Raw genomic sequence first — 19,678 nt, 5'->3', positions numbered from 1 at the left:
GAATGGACAACATGATCGAACAAGACACCCTCGGCCTGCTGACGGACCACGTCAAGAACGCGATGGAACGCGACAGCATCGACCCGGACGTTGCCATCGGCGAACTGGGCTTCGATTCGATGCGCGTCGTCGAGCTCGTCATGATCTGCGAGCAGATCTATCGCACCGGCATCGATCCAACGTCGATCGAACTGACGCAGTACACGACCCTGCGCGACATCGACACCCAGCTCGGCGCCCTGGCGCCCCGGCAAGTCGAGCAGAAGCGATGACGTCGGACCCGGCCGCGCTGGCCCAGCTTGAAACACCTTGCTATCTCTTCGACCCGGCGGTCGTGATGGACGACCTGACCGAGTTGCGGCGCCAGCTCGGAACCGAGGTTGTCGCTTCCGTCAAGGCCTGCCCATTGCTCGACCTGCTCGTGCGGTGCAGCCATGCGCTCACTGGTGGGATCGAGGTCGCCTCCCTCGGCGAGCTGAACCTCACGATGGGCCGGATGAGCGTCCCGCGTTTCGTCAACACGCCTGCGATGGACCGTGAACTGGCCGCTGCCGCCGTGGCCTGCCGCGCAACGCTGGTGGCGGACAGCCCGCACCAGATCCGGCTGATCGAGCAGGTCCTCGAAGAGCCGAAGGCCGCGCATCGCGCGCCCCTGGGCATCGTGCTGCGCGTCAACGCGGCCGGCCTGCTCGAACAGCAAGGTCCGGCTGCGGATCACTTCGGGATGGAAGTGAGCGAGTTGCACGGCCAGATCGCGCGTCTGTCCGACGGTGGTTCGAAGCTCAAGGTGATCGGACTGCACGTCTTCGCCGGCTCGCACAGCTTTGCGCCCAGCGCCCAGCCGATCGCGCGGCGGCTGACGGCGCTGGTCGACGAACTCGGCCGGTATTCCGCGGTGGATCTTCAACTGGCGCTGATCGGCGCGGGCCTCGGCGGCGATTGGCGACAGACCGCGCCCGACTTCGCCGGCTATCGCGAAAGCCTCAAGGGCCTGCAAGCGCAGGTGCGCGTGCTGCATGAAGCCGGACGCTCGATGTTCTCGCGCGCCGGTCGCTTCGTCACGCGCGTGGTCGCGACCAAGGAACTGCGCGAAGGACCGATCGTGGTGTGCGACGGCGGCATGGCCCAGTGCTTCAGCCTCGCGCAGACCGAGCACTTCGTGAAGCGCCGGCGCGAGCCGGTGCTGGTGCGGCTGTCCGAGAGCCCGGCACCGATGCCAATTGGCGCGCAATCGCTCAAGGTGGTGGGCAGCAGCTGCAGCCCGGCCGACGTGATCGGGAGCCTGCCCGTTGCGGCGTTGCCGAACCCCGGCGACATGCTGGTGTTCGACCACTGCGGCGCGTACCACAGCTATTCGCCCACGGGATTTCTCAACCTGCGCCAGGCCCAGCGCTACATCACTGCATGAACGCGAGCAACGGCATGAGCGGAATGACGGGTCATCTGGCGGGCCTGGGGCCCCTGAGCGGCTGGTGCGCTGGCGGGGTCTATGCGCGCTCGCCATTCGCCGGCGGCCATCACAAGGCCGAGCTGCAGTGCGTGCCGATGAACCGGGCCGAGGAATACGCCCACGTCGTCGAGTTCGAGCACCGCTGCGAGTCGCCGGTGCTGATGTCCCTGAGCGAGCGAAACGCCATCCTGGCCGGCATCGCGCGGGATCTGCGAGCCCATGTTCCGGACCTGGGCTGCATGCTGATCCGTTCGTATGGACCTGATTTCAACGTCCAGTTGCCTGCCGACCTGCTCGCGGCCGATGTCATCCTGGTGCACTGGCCGGCGGACATGGTGCCGAGCGTGCTGGCTTCCGGGCGTCGCAATGTGGTGGTGGTCCAGCATGATCTGCGGGCCGATGGTATCGAGCACGGGCGCAATGCGTTGTCGGTGGCGCTGCTGGCGCCGGTCGCTATCGAGTCCGGGCTGGCGGCGTTCTCGCGCTTCGTCGGCGAATGCGCTTTCATGCAGCGACTGAAGGGCTTGCAGGTGCAATCCCTCGCCGAGGCCGCATGAGCAAGACCGTCCATGCGGCGGATGGCCGCCCCCTGGCGAAGCTGCATGCCATCGTGCATGCACGCGTCGTCGCGCCCCTGTTGGGCGACGAGGCGTCCTTCGAGGATCGCCTGGCGTGGCTGCGGGACGAGCTTGGCGACCAGTCCGCGCGCGTGGGAGAGGCCATGATGGGCGGCTCACGCATGCACCTGGTCTGCACCTCGATGCTGAGCAAGGTCGCGACCGGATGGGATGTCTACCGGCGGGGCTTCTTCGATGCGGTGACGGCGCGCTGCGGGGAACGTCCGGCCGGGTTGCTGCAGGCCTACCAGTGCGCGGGCTGGGGCTACGCGATCCGCTTCGCGGCGCAGCACACGGACTGCCGCTGGCTGACGCTCACGATCCTCGACGCGGACCTGCACGAACTCTTCTCGCGCGAGTACGAAGTCAATCTCGGAAAGATCGGCTACGGCGTCACGACGGTCGGGCTGGAAATGCCGTCGGGCCTCGTGCCGCCTTGTTGCGACGGGCCGCTTCCGAACCATGGCTTCACGGACATGCTGCATGCGCTGCGCGCGCGCCGCAGGACCACCGGTCCTGTGACGACCTTCCTGCCGTTCATGCCTGAAGGGCTCGACCGCATTGCCAGGCGCTCCGTCGGTGACTGCCTGGCGCCCAACCGGCACGCCGACTATGGCCACTGCTTCGGCGCCGACCCGTGGATCGGCGTGATCGAGCGGCTGCGTGCCCAGCCGCCGGCAGTGCCGGAGTGCGTCACGCTCGGGTCCTTCGCCTTCAGTGGTTACTACGCGATCGGCAGTGTGCAGGTCGGCCCCTGGACCCGGGTCGAACTTCGCAACGAGCCTGTGCGCGCGGGACCGTCGTCATGAGCAGCGCATCCACGCCGGACCATGCCGCCGTGCCGCAGCTTTGCGGCATCTGGCACGGGCGCGTCGAGCCGCCCTTCGCGAGCGACCAGGCCGACTGGGTAGAGCGCGTTGCGCTGGCCGGACGGCTCGCCGGCGAGCAACTGCGCGACGCATGCGCCACGACGGGCTTCATCCCGGAAACGGTGGTCGTGGCATCGAGCATCCTCGGGCCGAACTTCACGAGTTCGGCGCTCGCGGTGGAACGCTTCGTGTCCGCCGTCGAAGCGCATTCGGGCCACCGGCCACAGGGCATCGTCAACGCCTATCAGTGTGCGGGCTGGGGCTATGCGCTGCGTCATCTGATGCGGCATACCGTTGTGCGACGGGTGGCGCTGTTGCTGGTGGATGTCGACGTGCATCAACTGGATTGGGTGCTGGAGCATCCCGTGGTCGGACGATCCGGATTCGGGATCACCAGCCTCTTGTTCGAGCTGCCGGCCGAGGCTCAGCCGCCGGAGTGCGGCGGGCCGTTCGCCAACAGCGCCTACGGCGAACTCCTGATGGCACTGCGAAAGCGCAATGCCGGGCGCGACGCGGCCTTGCCGACCTTCATTCCGTTCAGCCGGCCGCCCCTGTATGCCACGGCGCAGCGCGTGGTGGGCAAGGCCGCATTGATGCCCAACTTCTATGCGCAATGGGGACACTGCTTCGGCGCCGATCCCTGGATCGGATTGATGCGTTGGCTCGACATCGATGGCGCCGCCGCCGGCTGCCGCGTACTGGCCGGGGCGGTCGGATTCGCCGGCTACTACACCCTTTCCGATATCGAGGTGCGGCCCGCAATGCCGCGCCGGATGGTCCCGCTGGAGGGTGCGCGCCTGCCCACCTTCTGCGACTGATGGCTTCGCACGTCATGGTCTATCTCTCTTCCATCGTTTCGCACGAAGGCTCCATCGACGAATGCATGGGCTTGCGTCGTGCGCTCGTCACACGACGCGCCAACCTGGGCGATGGCTTCGATGCGCCCAGCGTCCTTCGCCGCGTGTTGTCCCGGTCGTCCATGCGCTACCCCGCCGCAGTGATACCGCTGGCAAGCAAGCGGGACGGTGATCTCAGTGCCGTGGAGCTGGCGCTGCTCGTCGCCAAGCGCGCCGTCGTCGGATTCGACAAGGAGACAGTCGGCGGTCTCGTCTATTGCCACGCCGCGCCGGACCAACAGCCGACGGACTCCAGTGTCGGACGCGTGCAGTTCGAACTGGGATTGCGCGGCGCCTTTCCTTTCTCGATCTCACAGGTGCACAACACCGGCGTGCCGATTGCGCTGGACCTGGCCACGGGACTCATCGAAGGACCGGAGGCGCTGCAGAACGTGCTCGTGGTCGCGGCCGACAAGCTGCTCTTCGGCCAGGCGCCCAACCGGCCGTGGCGCATGCACTGGCGTGACGTGGCCGCTGCGGCGGTGATCGGCCGCGAGAAGCGGGTCGGCTGGCGCTTGCATCACGTCGCCGTTCATCATTTCGCCACCGATCTGCGGGCGCATCAGCGCTGGCCCCGCGCCGAACGGGAATGTTTCGCCGATTCTTGCGCGGCGCACATCGCGGGATGCCTGGGCCACCTGGGCCTCACGGCCGGCGACCTTGGCGCGGTGGTGCCGGTATGTCCCGATGCCGCGCTGGAGCGTCAAGTCCACAGCCTGGCCGGCCTGGCAGCGCTGCGGGCCGAAAGGCCCACCGGCTTCCGGGCCGAGTACATCGCATCGGCCGATCTGCTGGTGCGGCTGTCGGCGCTCGAGCGCCAGCCCGGCCTCGACCGCCCGGTGCTGGCCTGGTGCGCCGGCAACAACGGAGAGTTCGCATGCTGCGTCCTGACACGATCGGTCTGAAGGCCGTCGACCCCTTGGCGCTTCCTCAGTTCGGCATCGCGGCCGGCGCCAGCTACGTGCCGCCGATCAGGAAGCATCTCGACGAATGGGCCGCGTCCGCAGGACCGGCCGCACGGAAGCTGCTGCCCACGATGGTGTCCAACGGCCTGGCGAACTACCACGTGGCGCCGGACCTCGACATCGAAGGCCTGGGTTGCGCGGGTGTGCAGAAGCTGCTGGACGCCGGCGGTTTCACGCCGGCCGACATCGACCTGGTCATCTTCTGCCATGCCGGCACGATGAGCACGATGGCCGCGCCGGCCAGCGTCCCCGCAGTGGTCATGAAGCGCTTCGGGATGCGCAACGCCATCGGGTATTCGATCTCCCAGCAGAACTGCGCATCGGTCATGTGCGCGGTGCGCCTCATCCGAACCCTGATGTGGCAGCACCGCACGCTGGACAACGTGCTGATCGTCAGCGCCGACAAGGTCTTCGGCGAGCCGTACCGGAACGTCGGGGCCTACGCGATCCAGAGCGATGGCGCGCTGGCGCTGCTGATCCGTCGCGACAACCCGCTCAACCGGATCGGACACATCGCCTACTCGATCGACAGCCGCTACTACCGCGGCACCGCCAAGAGCGCCGAACTGGGCCAGCGCTATGTCCTCAACTACCCCTTGCTCGCCCATCGGATGATGGCGCAGGTGATGGCTGAATCGGGATGGCAGCCCGAGGATGTCGATGCCGTGCTGCCGATGAACGCCAACCTCTCGGCGTTCAAGCGCGTGATGGACCTGCTGGGTCTGCCCCGGCACAAGCTGCACAGCCAGAACATCGGCGAGGTCGGCCATGTCTTCTGCTGCGATCCCTTCGCGAACTTCCTTCAGCGTTTCGCGCAGCCGGATGCGTTGGACAGCGGCAACGCGGTCCTGTTCGCTTCCGCGACCTCGGGTGTTTTCTGCGCCCTTGGCATCTCCCGCTCGTGGGCCGGGGCGGTCGATGCGTCGCCCTGGACCGTCAGCCCTCACTCCCCTGTCTCATCCTGAACCTGGAACTCTCATGAAATCGAAAAATGCTTCCCTTGTCTCGGCCGTCGTTGCCGGCTTGCTGATCGCGGCAGCAGCGCCTGCGGCCATCGCCCAGGCGAACGCGGCCGAGCCGGCGACCGCCGCGAACACCGCGCCCGCGGGCCTTCGCGTGGTCTACCACGTGGACGACGTCGGCTCCCTGCGGCATGCGCTGAACAACATCAACAACCAGCTGGCGGCCACGCCCAATGCCAGCATTTCGCTGGTGGCCAATGGGCGCGGCATCTTCTCGCTGGTCAAGGGCGAGCGCGATCGCCAGGGCGACTTCGGCAGCGCGATCGCGGGCCTGCAGGCCAAGGGCGTGCACTTCGTGGCTTGCGAAATGTCGATGAAGAAGACCAACATCGCCGCGTCGTCGCTCATTGCGAATGTCTCGACGGTTCCGTCCGGCGTGGTCGAGCTGACGCGGCTTCAGGGCGCCGAACGCTACGCCTACATCAAGCCCTGATTGCCGAATGAAACGTCTGGTGCTTTGGCTCTCTGCCGCACTGGGGCTGGCGCTGGCGGGCTGCGGTCTCCCCGCCGAGCCCGAGCCCGAGGGCGGGGACAGCAGCGCGCGCGCGCAGTTCCCGCCGGACAAGCACGGCGAACTGGTCTACCAGGGCTACCGGGTGTTCACCCAGACGCCGAAGGCCGCGCGCATCTACACCGGCAATCGCCTGACCTGCGCGAGCTGCCACCTGGACGCGGGGCGGAAGGCCAACGCGGCGCCGATGTGGGCCGCGTTCGGCATGTACCCGGCCTATGTCTCCAAGGTCGATCGCGTCGTCACGCTCGAAGAGCGCATCCAGCAGTGCTTCCGCTTCAGCATGAACGGCTTCTCGCCGCCGCAGGACAGCCATGAGATGCGGGCCTTGATCGCGTACCTGCAATGGCTGGCGATCGATCGACCCATCGGTGTCGAACAGCCGGGGCGAGGCTTCCCCACCATTCCGCGTACTGGCTCCGATCCCAACCCGTTGAGGGGCAAGCAGATTTATGCGCAGCGCTGTGCGAGCTGCCACGGTGAGCAAGGCGAAGGCCAGGGCTACCAGGACAGCTCGGGCACCTATGCCGTGCCGCCGGTGTGGGGCTTCGGCAGTTTCAACAAGGGCGCTGGGATGCACCGCATGGACCTGCTGGCCGGCTTCCTGAAGGCCAACATGCCGCTGGGCAATCCGAACCTGACCGACCAGGAAGCCCTGGACGTGGCCGCGTGGATGGGGCTTCAGGAACGTTGGCCCGATCCACGCAAGGGCTTGGTGCCCGGCCTTCTCGCGCAGTAGCTCGCTGGTGTCCGACAGTTCCGCCAAAGCCCTGGTCGTGGCCCCGGGCGCCGCGCGTCCGATGCGGCGCCGCCGCACCTTGCCCGGACGCAGTGCCGTCCTGGCGTGGCGTCCCTTGCGGGGCGACCTGCGGGCCGCCTGGGTGTCGGCCTTGATCATGTTGCCGCAGGGCATCGCGTTCGCCGTGCTTGCGGGGCTGCCGCCGGAGATGGGCATCTACGCGTCGGTCATCCCCGTCATCGTCGCGTCACTGCTCGGACCCTCCGGCGTCCTGCTGTCGGGCCCCAACACGGCCGTCGCGATGATGCTCGGCATCGCCTTGCTTCCGCTCGGCGTGCCCGGCAGCGGGGAATACCTGCTGTTCGCAGCCACGCTGACCGCGATGGTCGGCATGGTGCAGTTCGCCGGCGCCTGGTGCGGCATCGGCCGCTTCTTCTCACTGCTGCCGCAGTACACCGCGACCGGCCTCAACATGGGGATCGGCATGCTCATGCTGGGCAGCCAGATGGCGCCAGCGATGGGCCTGCTGGTCGCGCCCGACCTGCCGACCTGGGCAATGCCCTGGGTGTATTTCCAGCGATGGGCGGATGCAAATCCATGGGCCTTGCTGGTCACGCTGACGTCCGTCGCGGCCGGGCAATGCTTCGCCAGACTGCGCACGCCGTGGATGCCGTCGCTGGTGGCCGCCATGCTCTTCGGCGCCATCGCGGGCGGCGTGCTGGACCTGTTCGTCGGTGCCGGGGCGACACGGCTCGAACGGGTGGGCCATCTGCAACTGACATGGGACGTCCTTCGATGGCCGACCTTCAATGCCGACGAGCTCTACATCCTCAAGCAACTGGTGTCGAGCGCGTTCGGCATTGCGGTGGTGGCGAGTCTCCAGTCGGTCATCATCCTTCGCTCGGTCGCCCCCGACGCCGATCACCGTGCCTGCCGGCGTGAGCTGCTGGCGCAGGCCTTCTCCAACCTGTCTGCGTCCGCCACCAGCGGCTTCGCCTGTTCGGGTTCCTTCAATCGGACCTCGGCCCACATCGAGGCCGGCGCCGTCACGCGCTCGGCGGCCGTGATGTCTTCCATGCTCTTGCTCCTGCTCGCCTGGATCGCGTCGCCGGCGCTGGCCCATGTGACCCACGCCGCCATTGCGGGGACGCTGGCGCTGGTCGGATGGCGCATGGTGCGCTCGGGCTGGCGGAGCGCTCGCCGGGACACTCGCTTTTCCCGCTTCGCAGCGATCGCGCTCGGCCTCTGCGTGCCGCTGGCGGGCATTGAGACCACGCTGCTGCTCGCGATCGTTCTGGTGATCGTGCAACTGGTCCTGAACCAGACCCGCGGCCGGCCTGCGGAGCCTCCGGAATCTTCAGGATGAAACTCTTGCGCGGGTCGCTTGTCGCGGCCCTTCTCTGTGTCGGAATTTGGGGGCTCGGCGCGTGGCTGCGGCCGGATCTGGCGCTGCGCGTCGCGACGGGCGTCACGGCCCACGACATCTGCTCGGACACTTTCGTCGGCGGACTGGATCCGCAGGAGGCCTTCGGTGAGAGTCTGGCGCCTCGTCCGGGGTTTCGCTGGGTGGCACCGCTCACGCGTTACGAAGTTGATCGAGAGCGCCACGAAGTTCGAGCCACCATCGGCGGTGCGTTCGCGAGTCGCGCGGCTTATCTTGGCGCCACAGGATGCATGCTGGTCGAGGATCACGACGCGCGTGTGCCCGCAGCCGGCGTTTCCGCGCGGTCCGCCGCGCCGGGGCCGTCCGAAGGCGCCGCGATCACCGCACGGTCACCGATCCTGCAGTCGGCGCTGGCCGAGGCTTTCGCCGAAAACGACCCGCATGCCGCGCGCCATACCAAGGCTGTCGTGGTCATGCGCAAGGGACGCGTGATCGGCGAGCGCTACGCGTCGGGCTACGGGCCCGACACGCCCTTGCTCGGGTTCTCGATGAGCAAGTCGGTGACCAATGCACTGGTCGGCGTGCTCGTGCGCGAAGGTCGGTTGAATGTCGATACGAGGCCCGCCTGGGCCGTCGGGGAGAGGGCGGGCATCAAGCTCGAGCAACTCATGCGCATGACGAGCGGCCTCGACCTGGACGAGGTGGGCAGCGGCTTCGATCCTTCCAATCGAATGCTCTACGTGCACGGCCAAGACATGGCCGCGTTCGCCCGTCAGGCTCGCGTCCTCGCGCCGCCGGGCAGGCGCTGGGGCTACAGCAGCGCAAGCACGCAGCTCGCGGCGCGCGAGGTTCGCGACGCGGTCGGCGGCAATGCCGACGCGGTGCAGCGCTTCGCGCACGAGCGCTTGTTCGGTCCTGTGGGCATGCGACATGCCACGATGGAAATGGACGAGTCCGGAACACCGGTCGGCGGGCACTACGTGCTGGCCTCGGCGCGCGACTGGGCGCGCTTCGGCGAACTGTACCGGCGCGACGGGCTCACGGCGAAAGGGCAGCGCCTGTTGCCGGAGGGCTGGGTGGACTGGTCGACCACGCCGACCTTGGGGACGCCCTACGGCGCGGGCTGGTGGATCAATCGCCGTGCCGGCTCGGGCAGGCGCCCGATGCCCGATGTCCCGGCAGATGCTTTCTACGCGCTGGGCAACCTGGGGCAGTACGTGGTGGTCGTGCCCTCGGAGCAACTGGTCGTGGTGCGACTGGGCCGTACACACACCGAGCGCTACGACATCGTGGGCATCAATCGCCTGGTGGCGGCGGCGATCGAGAGCCTGCGTCCGCGCCTGCCTCCGCAGGCGGGCGTCAGGCTTGCGGCAACGCGTTGACGTCTGCCGCGTGCGTGGCGGCGGCGTGCGCCTGCTGGTCCGCGTGGTAGCTGCTGCGCACCATCGCACCCACGGCCGCGTGGCTGAAGCCCATCTTGTAGGCCTCTTCCTCGAACATCCGGAAGGTGTCCGGATGCACGTAGCGGCGCACCGGCAGGTGGCTGTTGCTGGGCGAAAGGTATTGGCCGATCGTCAGCATGTCGATGTCGTGCGCGCGCATGTCGCGCATCACCTGCAGGATCTCTTCGTCGGTCTCGCCGAGGCCGACCATGATGCCGCTCTTGGTCGGCACATTCGGATGCAGTGCCTTGAACTTCTTCAGCAGGTTGAGGCTGAACTGATAGTCGCTGCCCGGGCGCGCTTCCCTGTAGAGGCGAGGCGCGGTCTCCAGGTTGTGGTTCATCACGTCCGGCGGGGCGGCCTTGAGGATTTCGAGCGCCCGATCGTCGCGGCCGCGAAAGTCGGGCACGAGGATCTCGATCTGCGTCTGCGGCGACAACTCGCGGATGTTGCGGATGCAGTCGACGAAGTGCTGGCTGCCGCCGTCGCGCAGGTCATCGCGGTCCACGCTGGTGATCACGACATACTTGAGGCGCAGCTTGGCGATGGTCTTGGCGAGGTTGAGCGGCTCGTCCTTGTCGAGCGGATCGGGCCGGCCGTGGCCGACATCGCAGAAGGGGCAGCGCCGCGTGCACTTGTCGCCCATGATCATGAAGGTCGCGGTGCCATTGCCGAAGCATTCCCCGATGTTGGGACAGGAGGCTTCCTCGCAGACCGTGTGCAGGTTGCTTTCGCGCAGGATCTGCTTGATCTCGTAGAAGCGGGTCGTCGGCGAGCCGGCCTTGACGCGGATCCATTCGGGCTTCTTCAGGACTTCGCCCTGCACGACCTTGACGGGGATGCGCGAGAGCTTGGCCGCGGCCTTCTGCTTGGCGAGGGGGTTGTAGTCCTCGGTGCTTTGCGCGTCGCGGACAACGTTGAGTGTGCTCATGGCTTCTCTCTGGCGGGGCTCAAGGTGCGAGGTAGGCGCCGAGCTTGCTGCCCAGCACCCGCGCGGCTTCGTCCCAGGTTGTTTGAACGCCGATTGTAGAAAGATCGACGGTTTTCAGCCCCGCGTAGCCGCAAGGGTTGATGCGCGCAAAGGGTTCGAGGTCCATGGCCACGTTGAGCGCGACGCCGTGGTAGGTGCAATGGCGGCTGACCTTGATGCCGAGCGCGGCGATCTTCCCGAGACCGCGGAAGGGGTCGTCGGGATGCACCGGGCCGGTCAGTGCCGCATGCGAGAAGGGGTCGTCGAGCCGCACATAGATGCCGGGCGCGCCGCCCATGCGATGGCCCGTGACGCCGAAATGGTCCAGCGTACGGATCACCGATTCCTCGATGCGGTAGACGTATTCCTTCACGTAGTAGCCGGCGCGCCGCAGGTCGATCAACGGGTAGGCGACCACCTGGCCGGGTCCGTGGAAGGTGACCTGGCCGCCGCGGTCGGTCTGCACCACCGGGATGTCGCCTGGGTTCAGCACATGGTCGGGCTTGCCCGCCAAGCCTTGCGTGTAGACCGGTGCGTGCTCGCAGATCCACATCGCGTCGGCCGTCTCCGGGGCGCGATCCTGCGTCCACTGCCGCATTGCCGCATAGGTCTCGGCGTAGTCGACGCGGCCGAGCAGCGCGACTTCAGGCGCCGAGGCAGCGTTCAGAGCACCACCTTCACCATGGGGTGGCCCGACAGGGCCCGGTAGATGTCGTCGAGCTGTTCGCGGCTGGTCGCCGTGACGGTGATCGTCACGCCCAGGTAGTTGCCGGCCTTGCTCGGTCGAAGCTCGATCGTCGACGCGTCGAAGGTCGGGTCGAACTGTTCCGCGATCAGCGTCACCGCATGCACGAAGCCGTCGACCTTGGCGCCCATCACCTTGATCGGGAACTTCGAGGGGTACTCGATCAGTGATTCCTTACGTGCGTCGATGGCCGCGGCCGGTGCGTCCGGAGGGGTGGGGGTGCTCATGCGGTGACTCCGTTGTCGTGCGTGCTGCGCGCCTTCGCCTGCTGGTAGCCGGCGTAGAGCGCCTGATAGATGGGGCCGGGGCGACCGGCTCCGATGGTCTGTCCGTCGAGCGTCACGACCGGCAGCACTTCCTTGCTGGCCGAGGACAGCAGAAGCTCGTCGGCGCCGAAGACCTCTTCGCGCGAAATGCGCCGCAGCGTGAAGGGGATCCCGGCGTCGGCGCAGATCCGCTCGATCACGCCGTAGCGAATGCCCGCCAGCACCAACTCGTCCTTGGGTGGACCGCTGACGGCGCCGTTCCTGACCACCCAGACATTGCTCGACGAAGCCTCGCTGAGCCCGTCGCCGCGGAACATGATGGTTTCGGCCGCGCCGGCCTCGATGCTGATCTGTCGTGCCAGCACGGCGCCCAGCAAGCTGGTGCTCTTGATGTGCGCCTTCTGCCAGCGGAAGTCCGGCGCGCTCACGCAGGCCACGCCCTTGGCGCGCACCGCCTCGGGCACCGGTTTCATCGGGTTGACCATCACGAACACCGTCGGCGTCAGACCTTGCGGCATCGCATGATCCCGAGGCGCCACGCCGCGCGTCACCTGGATGTAGACGCCCTGCATGCCCGCCCGCACTGTCGCTGGAGCGGCGTCGATCAGGCGGGTGGCAATGCTGCGCCATTGCGCGACGGACAGCGGGTTCTTGATCTGCAGTTCAGCCAGCGAGCGGCCGAGGCGTGCCATGTGTTCGTCGAAGCAGAAGAGATGGCCGCCGTACACGGGGACGACCTCGTAGACGCCGTCGCCGAAGATGAAGCCCCGGTCCAGCACGCTGACTTTGGCATCCCGCAGCGGGGTGAAGTGGCCGTCGAGGTAGCAGGGTGCGTCGGGGAGAGCGTCTGTGATCGGGTGCATGAGGAATTATGGTGGGGCCGCCCCAACGGTTTCCAAGCCGAGGGTGATTCCACGGTCAGGGGCAAGGATCATTTCCGCGATCCACCCCTGGAACCCGCCGGATTGGCGTGTCTTTTTACCTATAATCAATGGCTTTGTAGAAATTCTGGGTCGTCATCCGGGCTTCATTCGAAATGAAAACAATCGCCCGTGATGCCTCGAAGGACGTCCATGAGGACATGCCTGACCTGGAGGACGACTTCAAGCCGTTGACCGCCGAGGAGGCCCAACGGCTGCGCGACAGGAAGCCGTCGATCTCGCCGTGGCGCGTGATCGCGATTCAGGTCGTTGCGGGGCTGCTGGTGGCATTGGCCGCCTGGGGTCTGACAGGGAGGCAAAATCTAGGGTGGTCCGCCGGATATGGCGCGCTGGCAGTGGTCATTCCCTCTGCGGTGTTCGCACGGGGTCTGACCGGGAGGTTTTCTTCCCTGAATCCGGGCACTGCGGTGTTCGGGTTCTTCTTGTGGGAAATGGTCAAGATGGCCTTGACGGTGGCGATGCTGATCGCCGCGCCAAGGCTGGTAGTGGCGCTGAGTTGGCCGGCGATGCTGGTGGGCTTGGTGGTGACAATGAAGGCGGCCTGGGTGGCAGTGATGCTGGCTCCCAGGCGCCTGAAACTTTGAGACGAGTAACGGATGGCTGCTGAAAACGCTGCGGAACACGGGATGACCGCTGGTGAATACATCGTTCACCATTTGACGCATCTTCAAAGCTCCAAGCCCGGAGGGGTCGCCGACCTTTCCGTTCTCAATTTCGATTCGCTCTTCTTCTCGATCGCGCTGGGCGTGCTGGGTTGCTGGCTTCTGTGGCTGGCGGCTCGCAAGGCCACCTCGGGCGTGCCGGGCCGGTTCCAGGCCGCCGTCGAAATCCTGGTCGAAGTCGTCGACCAGCAAGCCAAGGGCATCGTCCACAACGCGGAAAGCCGCAAGTTCGTCGGCCCCCTCGCGCTGACGATCTTCCTGTGGATCTTCATGCTCAACGCGATGGACTTGCTGCCAGTCGATCTGCTCCCGTACCTCTGGGGGCAGGCCTACACCGTCGCCGGCGGTGATCCGCATCATGCCTACCTGCGCGTCGTGCCGACGGCCGATCTCTCGGTGGCCATGGGCTTCTCGGTCTCGGTGCTGCTCATCTGCATCTACTACAACATCAAGATCAAGGGCATGGGCGGCTGGGTGCACGAGCTCTTCACCGCGCCCTTCGGCAACCACTGGGCGCTGTACCCCTTCAACTTCGCGATGCAGATGATCGAGTTCGTCGCCAAGACCGTCTCGCACGGCATGCGTCTGTTCGGCAACATGTATGCCGGCGAACTGATCTTCCTGCTGATCGCCCTGATGGGTGGCGCATGGACGCTGTCGGCCACCGGCATCTTCCTGGCGCTGGGCCACATCATCGCGGGCACGGCCTGGGCCATCTTCCACATCCTGATCATCACGCTGCAGGCCTTCGTGTTCATGATGCTGACGCTGGTCTACGTGGGCCAGGCGCACGATCACCACTGATCACCCCGTTCGATTTCGTTTTTCTTTTCTCTTCAACCAAAGTCCTCTAGGAGTCATCATGGAAGTTATCAGCTTTGTCGCACTGGCCGCCGGCCTGATCATCGGTCTGGGCGCTGTCGGCGCTTGTATCGGTATCGGCATCATGGGTAGCAAGTACCTCGAATCGGCCGCGCGTCAACCCGAGCTGATGGGCGAACTGCAAACCAAGATGTTCCTGCTGGCCGGTCTGATCGACGCCGCGTTCATTATCGGTACCGGTATCGCGCTGTGGTTCGCAACGGCCAACCCTTTCCTCTCGCAAATCGCCAACCTGCCGAAGTAATCGGGTCCAGGCTTTCTCGTCGAACCCATGTCGTTCTTCGTTGAATGGCCTCGGATTCATTCCCAAAGAGAGGGTGAAAAGTGAGCATTACCGGTACCCTGATCATCCAGATGATCGTGTTCCTGATTCTTGTCGGGTTCACGATGAAGTTTGTGTGGCCGCCGATCGCGAAGGCGCTGGACGATCGTGCCCAGAAGATCGCCGAAGGCCTCGCAGCCGCCGACAAGGCCAAGTCCGAACTGTCCGCCGCCAACAAGCGCGTGGAAGTCGAACTGGGTCAGGCGCGCAACGAGTCCGCCCAGCGTCTTGCCGATGCCGAACGTCGTGCGCAGGCCATCGTTGAAGAGGCCAAGGCCCGCGCCACGGAAGAAGGCAACAAGATCGTTGCGGCCGCCCGCGTCGAAGCCGACCAGCAGGCCGTCAAGGCGCGCGAAGCACTGCGCGAGCAGGTCGCTGCACTGGCCGTCAAGGGCGCCGAGCAGATCCTGCGCAAGGAAGTGAATCCGGCCGTCCACGCCGATTTGCTGGCCCGCCTGCAAACGGAACTCTGATCAAGCCATGGCAGAACTCGCCACCATTGCACGTCCCTACGCCGAAGCGCTGTTCAAGGCGTCTTCGTCGGACCTGGCCGGTGCCAGCGCATGGCTCGACAGCGTCGCGGCCATCGCCGGCAATCCCGAACTCCAGCAGTTCGCGGACAACCCCAAGGCCACGCCTGAACAGGTGCTCGGTGTGATCGCCGGCGCCCATGGTTCGCCACTGCCGCCCGCAGCGAACAACTTCCTGGCGGCGTTGCTCGAGAACGGTCGCATCACCGCCCTGCCGGAAATCGCGAAGCAGTTCCGGACGCTGGCGAACGCGCAGAGCGGTTCGTCCGATGCCGTGGTGTACAGCGCCTTTCCCATCGATGCCAGCGCACTCGGAACCGTCGCCGCGACGCTCGAAAAGCGTTTCGGCCGCAAGCTGCAGGTCACGGTCCAGCAGGACCCGTCGCTGATCGGCGGCATCCGCGTGGTGGTCGGCGACGAGGTGCTCGACACCTCCGTCAAAGCGCGTCTTGAACAAATGAAAGTTGCGCTGGCAGCCGCCTGAGGCCGTCAGCCCTTACAAAGAAAGAAGGAAAGAGTCATGCAACTCAATCCCGCAGAAATTTCCGAACTGATCAAGAGCCGCATCGAGGGTCTCGGCGTCAGCGCGAACATTCGCAACGAAGGCACCGTGGTGTCGGTGACCGACGGCATCGTGCGCGTGCACGGCCTGTCGGACGCGATGCAGGGCGAAATGCTCGAGTTCCCGCCCAGCGCCGACGGCACGCCGTCGTTCGGCCTTGCGCTGAACCTCGAGCGCGACTCGGTCGGCGCCGTGATTCTGGGTGAGTACGAGCACATCTCCGAAGGCGACACCGTCAAGTGCACGGGCCGCATCCTGGAAGTGCCGGTCGGCCCCGAACTCATCGGCCGCGTGGTGAACGCACTGGGCCAGCCGATCGACGGCAAGGGCCCGGTCAACGCCAAGATGACCGACGTGATCGAAAAGGTCGCTCCGGGCGTGATCGCCCGTAAATCGGTCGACCAGCCGATGCAGACCGGCCTGAAGTCCATCGACTCGATGGTGCCGATCGGCCGTGGCCAGCGCGAGCTGATCATCGGCGACCGCCAGACCGGCAAGACGGCCGTGGCGATCGACGCGATCATCAACCAGAAGGGTCAGAACATGACCTGCGTCTACGTCGCGATCGGCCAGAAGGCTTCGTCGATCAAGAACGTGGTGCGTGCCCTGGAACAAGCCGGCGCGATGGAATACACCATCGTGGTCGCCGCCTCCGCTTCGGAATCGGCCGCCATGCAATACGTGTCGGCCTATTCGGGCTGCACGATGGGCGAATACTTCCGCGATCGTGGCCAGGACGCGCTGATCGTCTATGACGACCTGTCCAAGCAAGCCGTGGCCTACCGCCAGGTCTCGCTGCTGCTGCGCCGCCCGCCAGGCCGCGAAGCCTACCCCGGCGACGTGTTCTATCTCCACAGCCGTCTGCTCGAACGCGCAGCCCGCGTGAACGCCGACTACGTCGAAGCCTTCACCAAGGGTGAAGTCAAGGGCAAGACCGGTTCGCTGACCGCACTGCCGATCATCGAAACGCAAGCCGGCGACGTGTCCGCTTTCGTTCCGACGAACGTGATCTCGATCACCGACGGCCAGATCTTCCTGGAAACCAACCTGTTCAACGCCGGTATCCGCCCCGCCATCAACGCCGGTATCTCGGTGTCGCGCGTGGGATCGTCGGCGCAGACCAAGGTCATCAAGGGCCTGTCCGGCGGTATCCGTACCGACCTGGCGCAGTACCGTGAACTGGCTGCCTTCGCGCAGTTCGCTTCCGACCTCGACGAAGCAACCCGCAAGCAGCTCGACCGCGGTGCCCGCGTGACGGAACTGCTGAAGCAGGCCCAGTACAGCCCGCTGCCCATCTCGCTGATGGGTGCCTCGCTGTTCGCGGTGAACAAGGGCTTCATGGACGACCTGGACGTCAAGAAGGTTCTGCCTTTCGAACACGGCCTGCACCAGTTCCTCAAGTCCAGCCATGGTCCGCTGCTCGACAAGATCGAACAGGCCAAGGCCATCGACAAGGACGCCGAGGCCGAGCTGACCGCAGCCGTCACGTCGTTCAAGAAGTCGTTCGCCTGATCGACCACGCAAGGAGCCCCAATGGCAGCTGGTAAGGAAATCCGCGGCAAGATCAAATCGGTGGAGAACACCAAGAAGATCACCAAGGCCATGGAAATGGTGGCCGCGTCGAAGATGCGCAAGGCGCAGGAACGCATGCGTGCCGCCCGCCCCTACAGCGAGAAGATCCGCAACATCGCGGCCAATCTCGGCCAGGCGAACCCGGAGTACACGCACGCCTTCATGAAGACGCACGAGGCAAAGGCTTCGGGCTTCATCCTCGTCACGACCGACAAGGGCCTGTGCGGCGGCATGAACACCAACGTGCTTCGCGCCTTGACCACCAAGATGCGCGAAGAGCAGGCCGCCGGTGTCGCCATCGAGGCGGTGGCGATCGGCAACAAGGGCCTGGGTTTCCTGAACCGTGTCGGCGCGCGCGTCGTGTCGCATGTCACCCAGCTGGGCGACACGCCGCACCTCGACAAGCTGATCGGCCCCGTCAAGGTGCTGCTCGACGCCTACGCCGAAGGCAAGCTCAGCGCGGTCTACCTCTGCTACACCAAGTTCATCAACACGATGCGCCAGGAGTCAGTGGTCGAGCAACTGCTGCCGCTGCAGGCCGACTCGCTGAAGGTCGAGAAGGGCCAGCATTCGTGGGACTACATCTACGAGCCCGATGCGCAGAGCGTGATCGACGAGCTGCTGGTGCGCTACGTGGAATCGCTGGTGTACCAGGCCGTGGCCGAGAACATGGCGTCGGAGCAGTCGGCACGCATGGTCGCGATGAAGTCGGCCACCGACAACGCGGGCAACGTGATCAACGAACTCAAGCTGGTCTACAACAAGACCCGCCAGGCAGGCATCACCAAAGAGCTGTCGGAGATCGTTTCGGGCGCCGCGGCGGCCGCGGGCGTCTGAGCCCTTCGGACCTCAACAGATTTAAATTTTTATCGGAGCAGACATGGCTCAAGCAGAAGCAGTTCAAGGCAAGATCGTTCAATGTATCGGCGCCGTGGTCGACGTGGAATTCCCGCGCGACAAGATGCCCAAGATCTACGACGCCCTGAAGTACGAAAGCGGCGGGCTGACCCTCGAGGTGCAGCAGCAGCTCGGCGACGGCGTGGTGCGCACCATTGCGCTCGGCTCGTCGGACGGCCTGCGTCGCGGCTTGATCGTGACCAACACCGGTGCACCGATCACAGTGCCCGTCGGCAAGGCCACGCTGGGCCGCATCATGGACGTGCTGGGTCGCCCCATCGACGAGCGCGGCCCCGTGGGCCAGGAGCTCCAGGCTTCGATCCACCGCAAGGCCCCCGAGTACGACGAACTCTCGCCCTCGCAAGACCTGCTGGAAACCGGCATCAAGGTGATCGACCTGGTCTGCCCGTTCGCCAAGGGCGGCAAGGTGGGCCTGTTCGGCGGCGCCGGCGTGGGCAAGACCGTGAACATGATGGAGCTCATCAACAACATCGCCAAGGCGCACTCGGGTCTGTCCGTGTTTGCCGGCGTGGGTGAACGCACTCGCGAAGGGAACGACTTCTATCACGAGATGGCCGACTCCGGCGTCGTGAACCTCGAGAAGCTCGAAGACTCGAAAGTGGCCATGGTCTACGGCCAGATGAACGAGCCCCCGGGCAACCGTCTGCGCGTGGCGCTGACCGGCCTGACCATCGCCGAGTCGTTCCGCGACGAAGGCCGTGACGTTCTGTTCTTCGTCGACAACATCTACCGCTACACGCTGGCCGGTACCGAAGTGTCGGCGCTGCTGGGCCGCATGCCTTCCGCCGTGGGCTACCAGCCGACGCTGGCCGAGGAAATGGGTCGCCTGCAAGAGCGGATCACGTCGACCAAGGTCGGCTCGATCACCTCGATCCAGGCCGTGTACGTCCCCGCGGACGACTTGACCGACCCCTCGCCCGCCACGACCTTCGCCCACCTGGATTCCACCGTGGTGCTGTCGCGCGACATCGCCTCGCTCGGTATCTACCCCGCCGTGGATCCGCTGGACTCGACCTCGCGCCAGCTCGACCCGCTGGTGGTCGGCGAAGAGCACTACAACGTGGCTCGCGCCGTGCAAGGTACGCTGCAGCGCTACAAGGAATTGCGCGACATCATCGCGATTCTGGGCATGGACGAACTGGCTCCGGAAGACAAGCTGGCCGTGGCTCGCGCCCGGAAGATCCAGCGCTTCCTGTCGCAGCCCTTCCACGTTGCTGAAGTGTTCACCGGCTCGCCCGGCAAGTACGTGCCGTTGTCGGAAACCATCCGCGGCTTCAAGATGATCGTGAACGGCGAAGCCGACCACCTGCCGGAACAGGCGTTCTACATGGTTGGTGGCATCGACGAAGCGTTCGAGAAGGGGAAGAAGGTCGCCTAAGGCCTGCTTTCCGCACCCTTCTTCAAGTTCGCACA

23 protein-coding genes are annotated in these 19,678 nt (G+C 65.8%); 19 read left to right on the top strand and 4 right to left on the bottom strand.

Annotated elements, in window-relative coordinates; all coding sequences use genetic code 11:
- Positions 1 to 11 precede the first annotated feature (11 nt).
- Genes AC1D3B_RS16660 through AC1D3B_RS16610 form a run of 11 tightly spaced genes read left to right on the top strand, consistent with a single transcriptional unit; the run spans position 12 to position 9,835 of the window.
- Entirely contained in the window at positions 12 to 272 is a 261-nt protein-coding gene (locus AC1D3B_RS16660) for an acyl carrier protein (RefSeq protein WP_478191764.1), read from the top strand.
- A complete protein-coding gene (locus tag AC1D3B_RS16655; protein ID WP_478191763.1) occupies positions 269 to 1,408 on the top strand; it encodes a type III PLP-dependent enzyme domain-containing protein in 1,140 nt (379 codons plus the stop codon). Before AC1D3B_RS16660 ends, AC1D3B_RS16655 begins: the two co-directional genes overlap by 4 nt.
- A complete protein-coding gene (locus tag AC1D3B_RS16650) occupies positions 1,405 to 2,007 on the top strand; it encodes a hypothetical protein (protein WP_478191762.1) in 603 nt (200 codons plus the stop codon). Before AC1D3B_RS16655 ends, AC1D3B_RS16650 begins: the two co-directional genes overlap by 4 nt.
- Positions 2,004 to 2,876 carry a hypothetical protein gene (locus AC1D3B_RS16645; protein ID WP_478191761.1) on the top strand — a complete coding sequence of 291 codons (873 nt, stop codon included), beginning with the start codon at positions 2,004 to 2,006 and terminating at the stop codon, positions 2,874 to 2,876. The genes AC1D3B_RS16650 and AC1D3B_RS16645 overlap by 4 nt, the downstream gene beginning before the upstream one ends.
- Complete coding sequence (locus AC1D3B_RS16640) at positions 2,873 to 3,754, top strand: hypothetical protein (RefSeq protein ID WP_478191760.1); 882 nt, start codon at positions 2,873 to 2,875, stop codon at positions 3,752 to 3,754. The genes AC1D3B_RS16645 and AC1D3B_RS16640 overlap by 4 nt, the downstream gene beginning before the upstream one ends.
- Positions 3,754 to 4,737, top strand: coding sequence for a hypothetical protein (locus AC1D3B_RS16635; RefSeq protein WP_478191759.1), 984 nt, complete (start codon positions 3,754 to 3,756; stop codon positions 4,735 to 4,737). The genes AC1D3B_RS16640 and AC1D3B_RS16635 overlap by 1 nt, the downstream gene beginning before the upstream one ends.
- Positions 4,710 to 5,762: a 3-oxoacyl-[acyl-carrier-protein] synthase III C-terminal domain-containing protein gene (locus AC1D3B_RS16630; RefSeq protein WP_478191758.1), complete on the top strand. Its 1,053-nt coding sequence runs from the start codon at positions 4,710 to 4,712 to the stop codon at positions 5,760 to 5,762. The genes AC1D3B_RS16635 and AC1D3B_RS16630 overlap by 28 nt, the downstream gene beginning before the upstream one ends.
- A 13-nt stretch (positions 5,763 to 5,775) precedes the next feature.
- A complete protein-coding gene (locus AC1D3B_RS16625) occupies positions 5,776 to 6,252 on the top strand; it encodes a DsrE family protein (protein WP_478191757.1) in 477 nt (158 codons plus the stop codon).
- A gap of 7 nt (positions 6,253 to 6,259) precedes the next feature.
- The gene (locus AC1D3B_RS16620; RefSeq protein WP_478191756.1) at positions 6,260 to 7,069 is read left to right on the top strand and encodes a c-type cytochrome; all 810 of its coding nucleotides are present in this window, start codon (positions 6,260 to 6,262) and stop codon (positions 7,067 to 7,069) included.
- 7 nt (positions 7,070 to 7,076) lie between these two features.
- Complete coding sequence (locus AC1D3B_RS16615) at positions 7,077 to 8,435, top strand: SulP family inorganic anion transporter (protein ID WP_478191755.1); 1,359 nt, start codon at positions 7,077 to 7,079, stop codon at positions 8,433 to 8,435.
- On the top strand, positions 8,432 to 9,835 hold the full coding sequence (locus tag AC1D3B_RS16610) for a serine hydrolase domain-containing protein (protein WP_478191754.1): 1,404 nt from the start codon (positions 8,432 to 8,434) through the stop codon (positions 9,833 to 9,835). The genes AC1D3B_RS16615 and AC1D3B_RS16610 overlap by 4 nt, the downstream gene beginning before the upstream one ends.
- On the opposite strand, the gene lipA is transcribed toward AC1D3B_RS16610, so the two are convergent.
- From lipA to AC1D3B_RS16590, 4 genes are read right to left on the bottom strand one after another with little or no spacing between them, the layout of a single operon-like run.
- Positions 9,813 to 10,826, bottom strand: coding sequence for a lipoyl synthase (gene lipA / locus AC1D3B_RS16605; RefSeq protein WP_478191753.1), 1,014 nt, complete (start codon positions 10,824 to 10,826; stop codon positions 9,813 to 9,815). The genes AC1D3B_RS16610 and lipA overlap by 23 nt on opposite strands.
- A gap of 19 nt (positions 10,827 to 10,845) precedes the next feature.
- Positions 10,846 to 11,532 carry a lipoyl(octanoyl) transferase LipB gene (lipB, locus tag AC1D3B_RS16600; RefSeq protein WP_478191808.1) on the bottom strand — a complete coding sequence of 229 codons (687 nt, stop codon included), beginning with the start codon at positions 11,530 to 11,532 and terminating at the stop codon, positions 10,846 to 10,848.
- Entirely contained in the window at positions 11,529 to 11,837 is a 309-nt protein-coding gene (locus AC1D3B_RS16595) for a YbeD family protein (RefSeq protein ID WP_478191752.1), read from the bottom strand. Before AC1D3B_RS16595 ends, lipB begins: the two co-directional genes overlap by 4 nt.
- Positions 11,834 to 12,739, bottom strand: a complete 906-nt coding sequence (locus AC1D3B_RS16590; protein WP_478191751.1) for a D-amino acid aminotransferase — start codon at positions 12,737 to 12,739, stop codon at positions 11,834 to 11,836. The genes AC1D3B_RS16595 and AC1D3B_RS16590 overlap by 4 nt, the downstream gene beginning before the upstream one ends.
- Before the next feature lie 173 nt (positions 12,740 to 12,912).
- Between AC1D3B_RS16590 and AC1D3B_RS16585 the strand changes: the two genes are divergently transcribed.
- From AC1D3B_RS16585 to atpD, 8 genes are all read left to right on the top strand, one after another.
- Positions 12,913 to 13,401, top strand: coding sequence for an ATP synthase subunit I (locus tag AC1D3B_RS16585; protein ID WP_478191750.1), 489 nt, complete (start codon positions 12,913 to 12,915; stop codon positions 13,399 to 13,401).
- A 12-nt stretch (positions 13,402 to 13,413) separates the two neighbouring features.
- Positions 13,414 to 14,283, top strand: coding sequence for a F0F1 ATP synthase subunit A (gene atpB / locus AC1D3B_RS16580; RefSeq protein ID WP_478191749.1), 870 nt, complete (start codon positions 13,414 to 13,416; stop codon positions 14,281 to 14,283).
- Positions 14,284 to 14,341: 58 nt separating this feature from the next.
- A complete protein-coding gene (gene atpE, locus AC1D3B_RS16575) occupies positions 14,342 to 14,605 on the top strand; it encodes a F0F1 ATP synthase subunit C (protein WP_019657641.1) in 264 nt (87 codons plus the stop codon).
- Positions 14,606 to 14,685: 80 nt separating this feature from the next.
- Positions 14,686 to 15,156, top strand: coding sequence for a F0F1 ATP synthase subunit B (locus tag AC1D3B_RS16570; protein WP_478191748.1), 471 nt, complete (start codon positions 14,686 to 14,688; stop codon positions 15,154 to 15,156).
- Between the two features lie 7 nt (positions 15,157 to 15,163).
- Positions 15,164 to 15,697, top strand: a complete 534-nt coding sequence (locus AC1D3B_RS16565; protein ID WP_478191747.1) for a F0F1 ATP synthase subunit delta — start codon at positions 15,164 to 15,166, stop codon at positions 15,695 to 15,697.
- 36 nt (positions 15,698 to 15,733) lie between these two features.
- Positions 15,734 to 17,287, top strand: coding sequence for a F0F1 ATP synthase subunit alpha (atpA, locus tag AC1D3B_RS16560; protein ID WP_478191746.1), 1,554 nt, complete (start codon positions 15,734 to 15,736; stop codon positions 17,285 to 17,287).
- Positions 17,288 to 17,308: 21 nt separating this feature from the next.
- Complete coding sequence (gene atpG / locus AC1D3B_RS16555; RefSeq protein ID WP_478191745.1) at positions 17,309 to 18,184, top strand: F0F1 ATP synthase subunit gamma; 876 nt, start codon at positions 17,309 to 17,311, stop codon at positions 18,182 to 18,184.
- A 43-nt stretch (positions 18,185 to 18,227) separates the two neighbouring features.
- A complete protein-coding gene (gene atpD / locus AC1D3B_RS16550) occupies positions 18,228 to 19,643 on the top strand; it encodes a F0F1 ATP synthase subunit beta (RefSeq protein WP_435518177.1) in 1,416 nt (471 codons plus the stop codon).
- Positions 19,644 to 19,678: the final 35 nt, after the last annotated feature.

It is taken from the genome of Variovorax sp. P5_A3, assembly GCF_056400665.1.
This window is presented reverse-complemented; position numbering and strand designations above follow the sequence as displayed.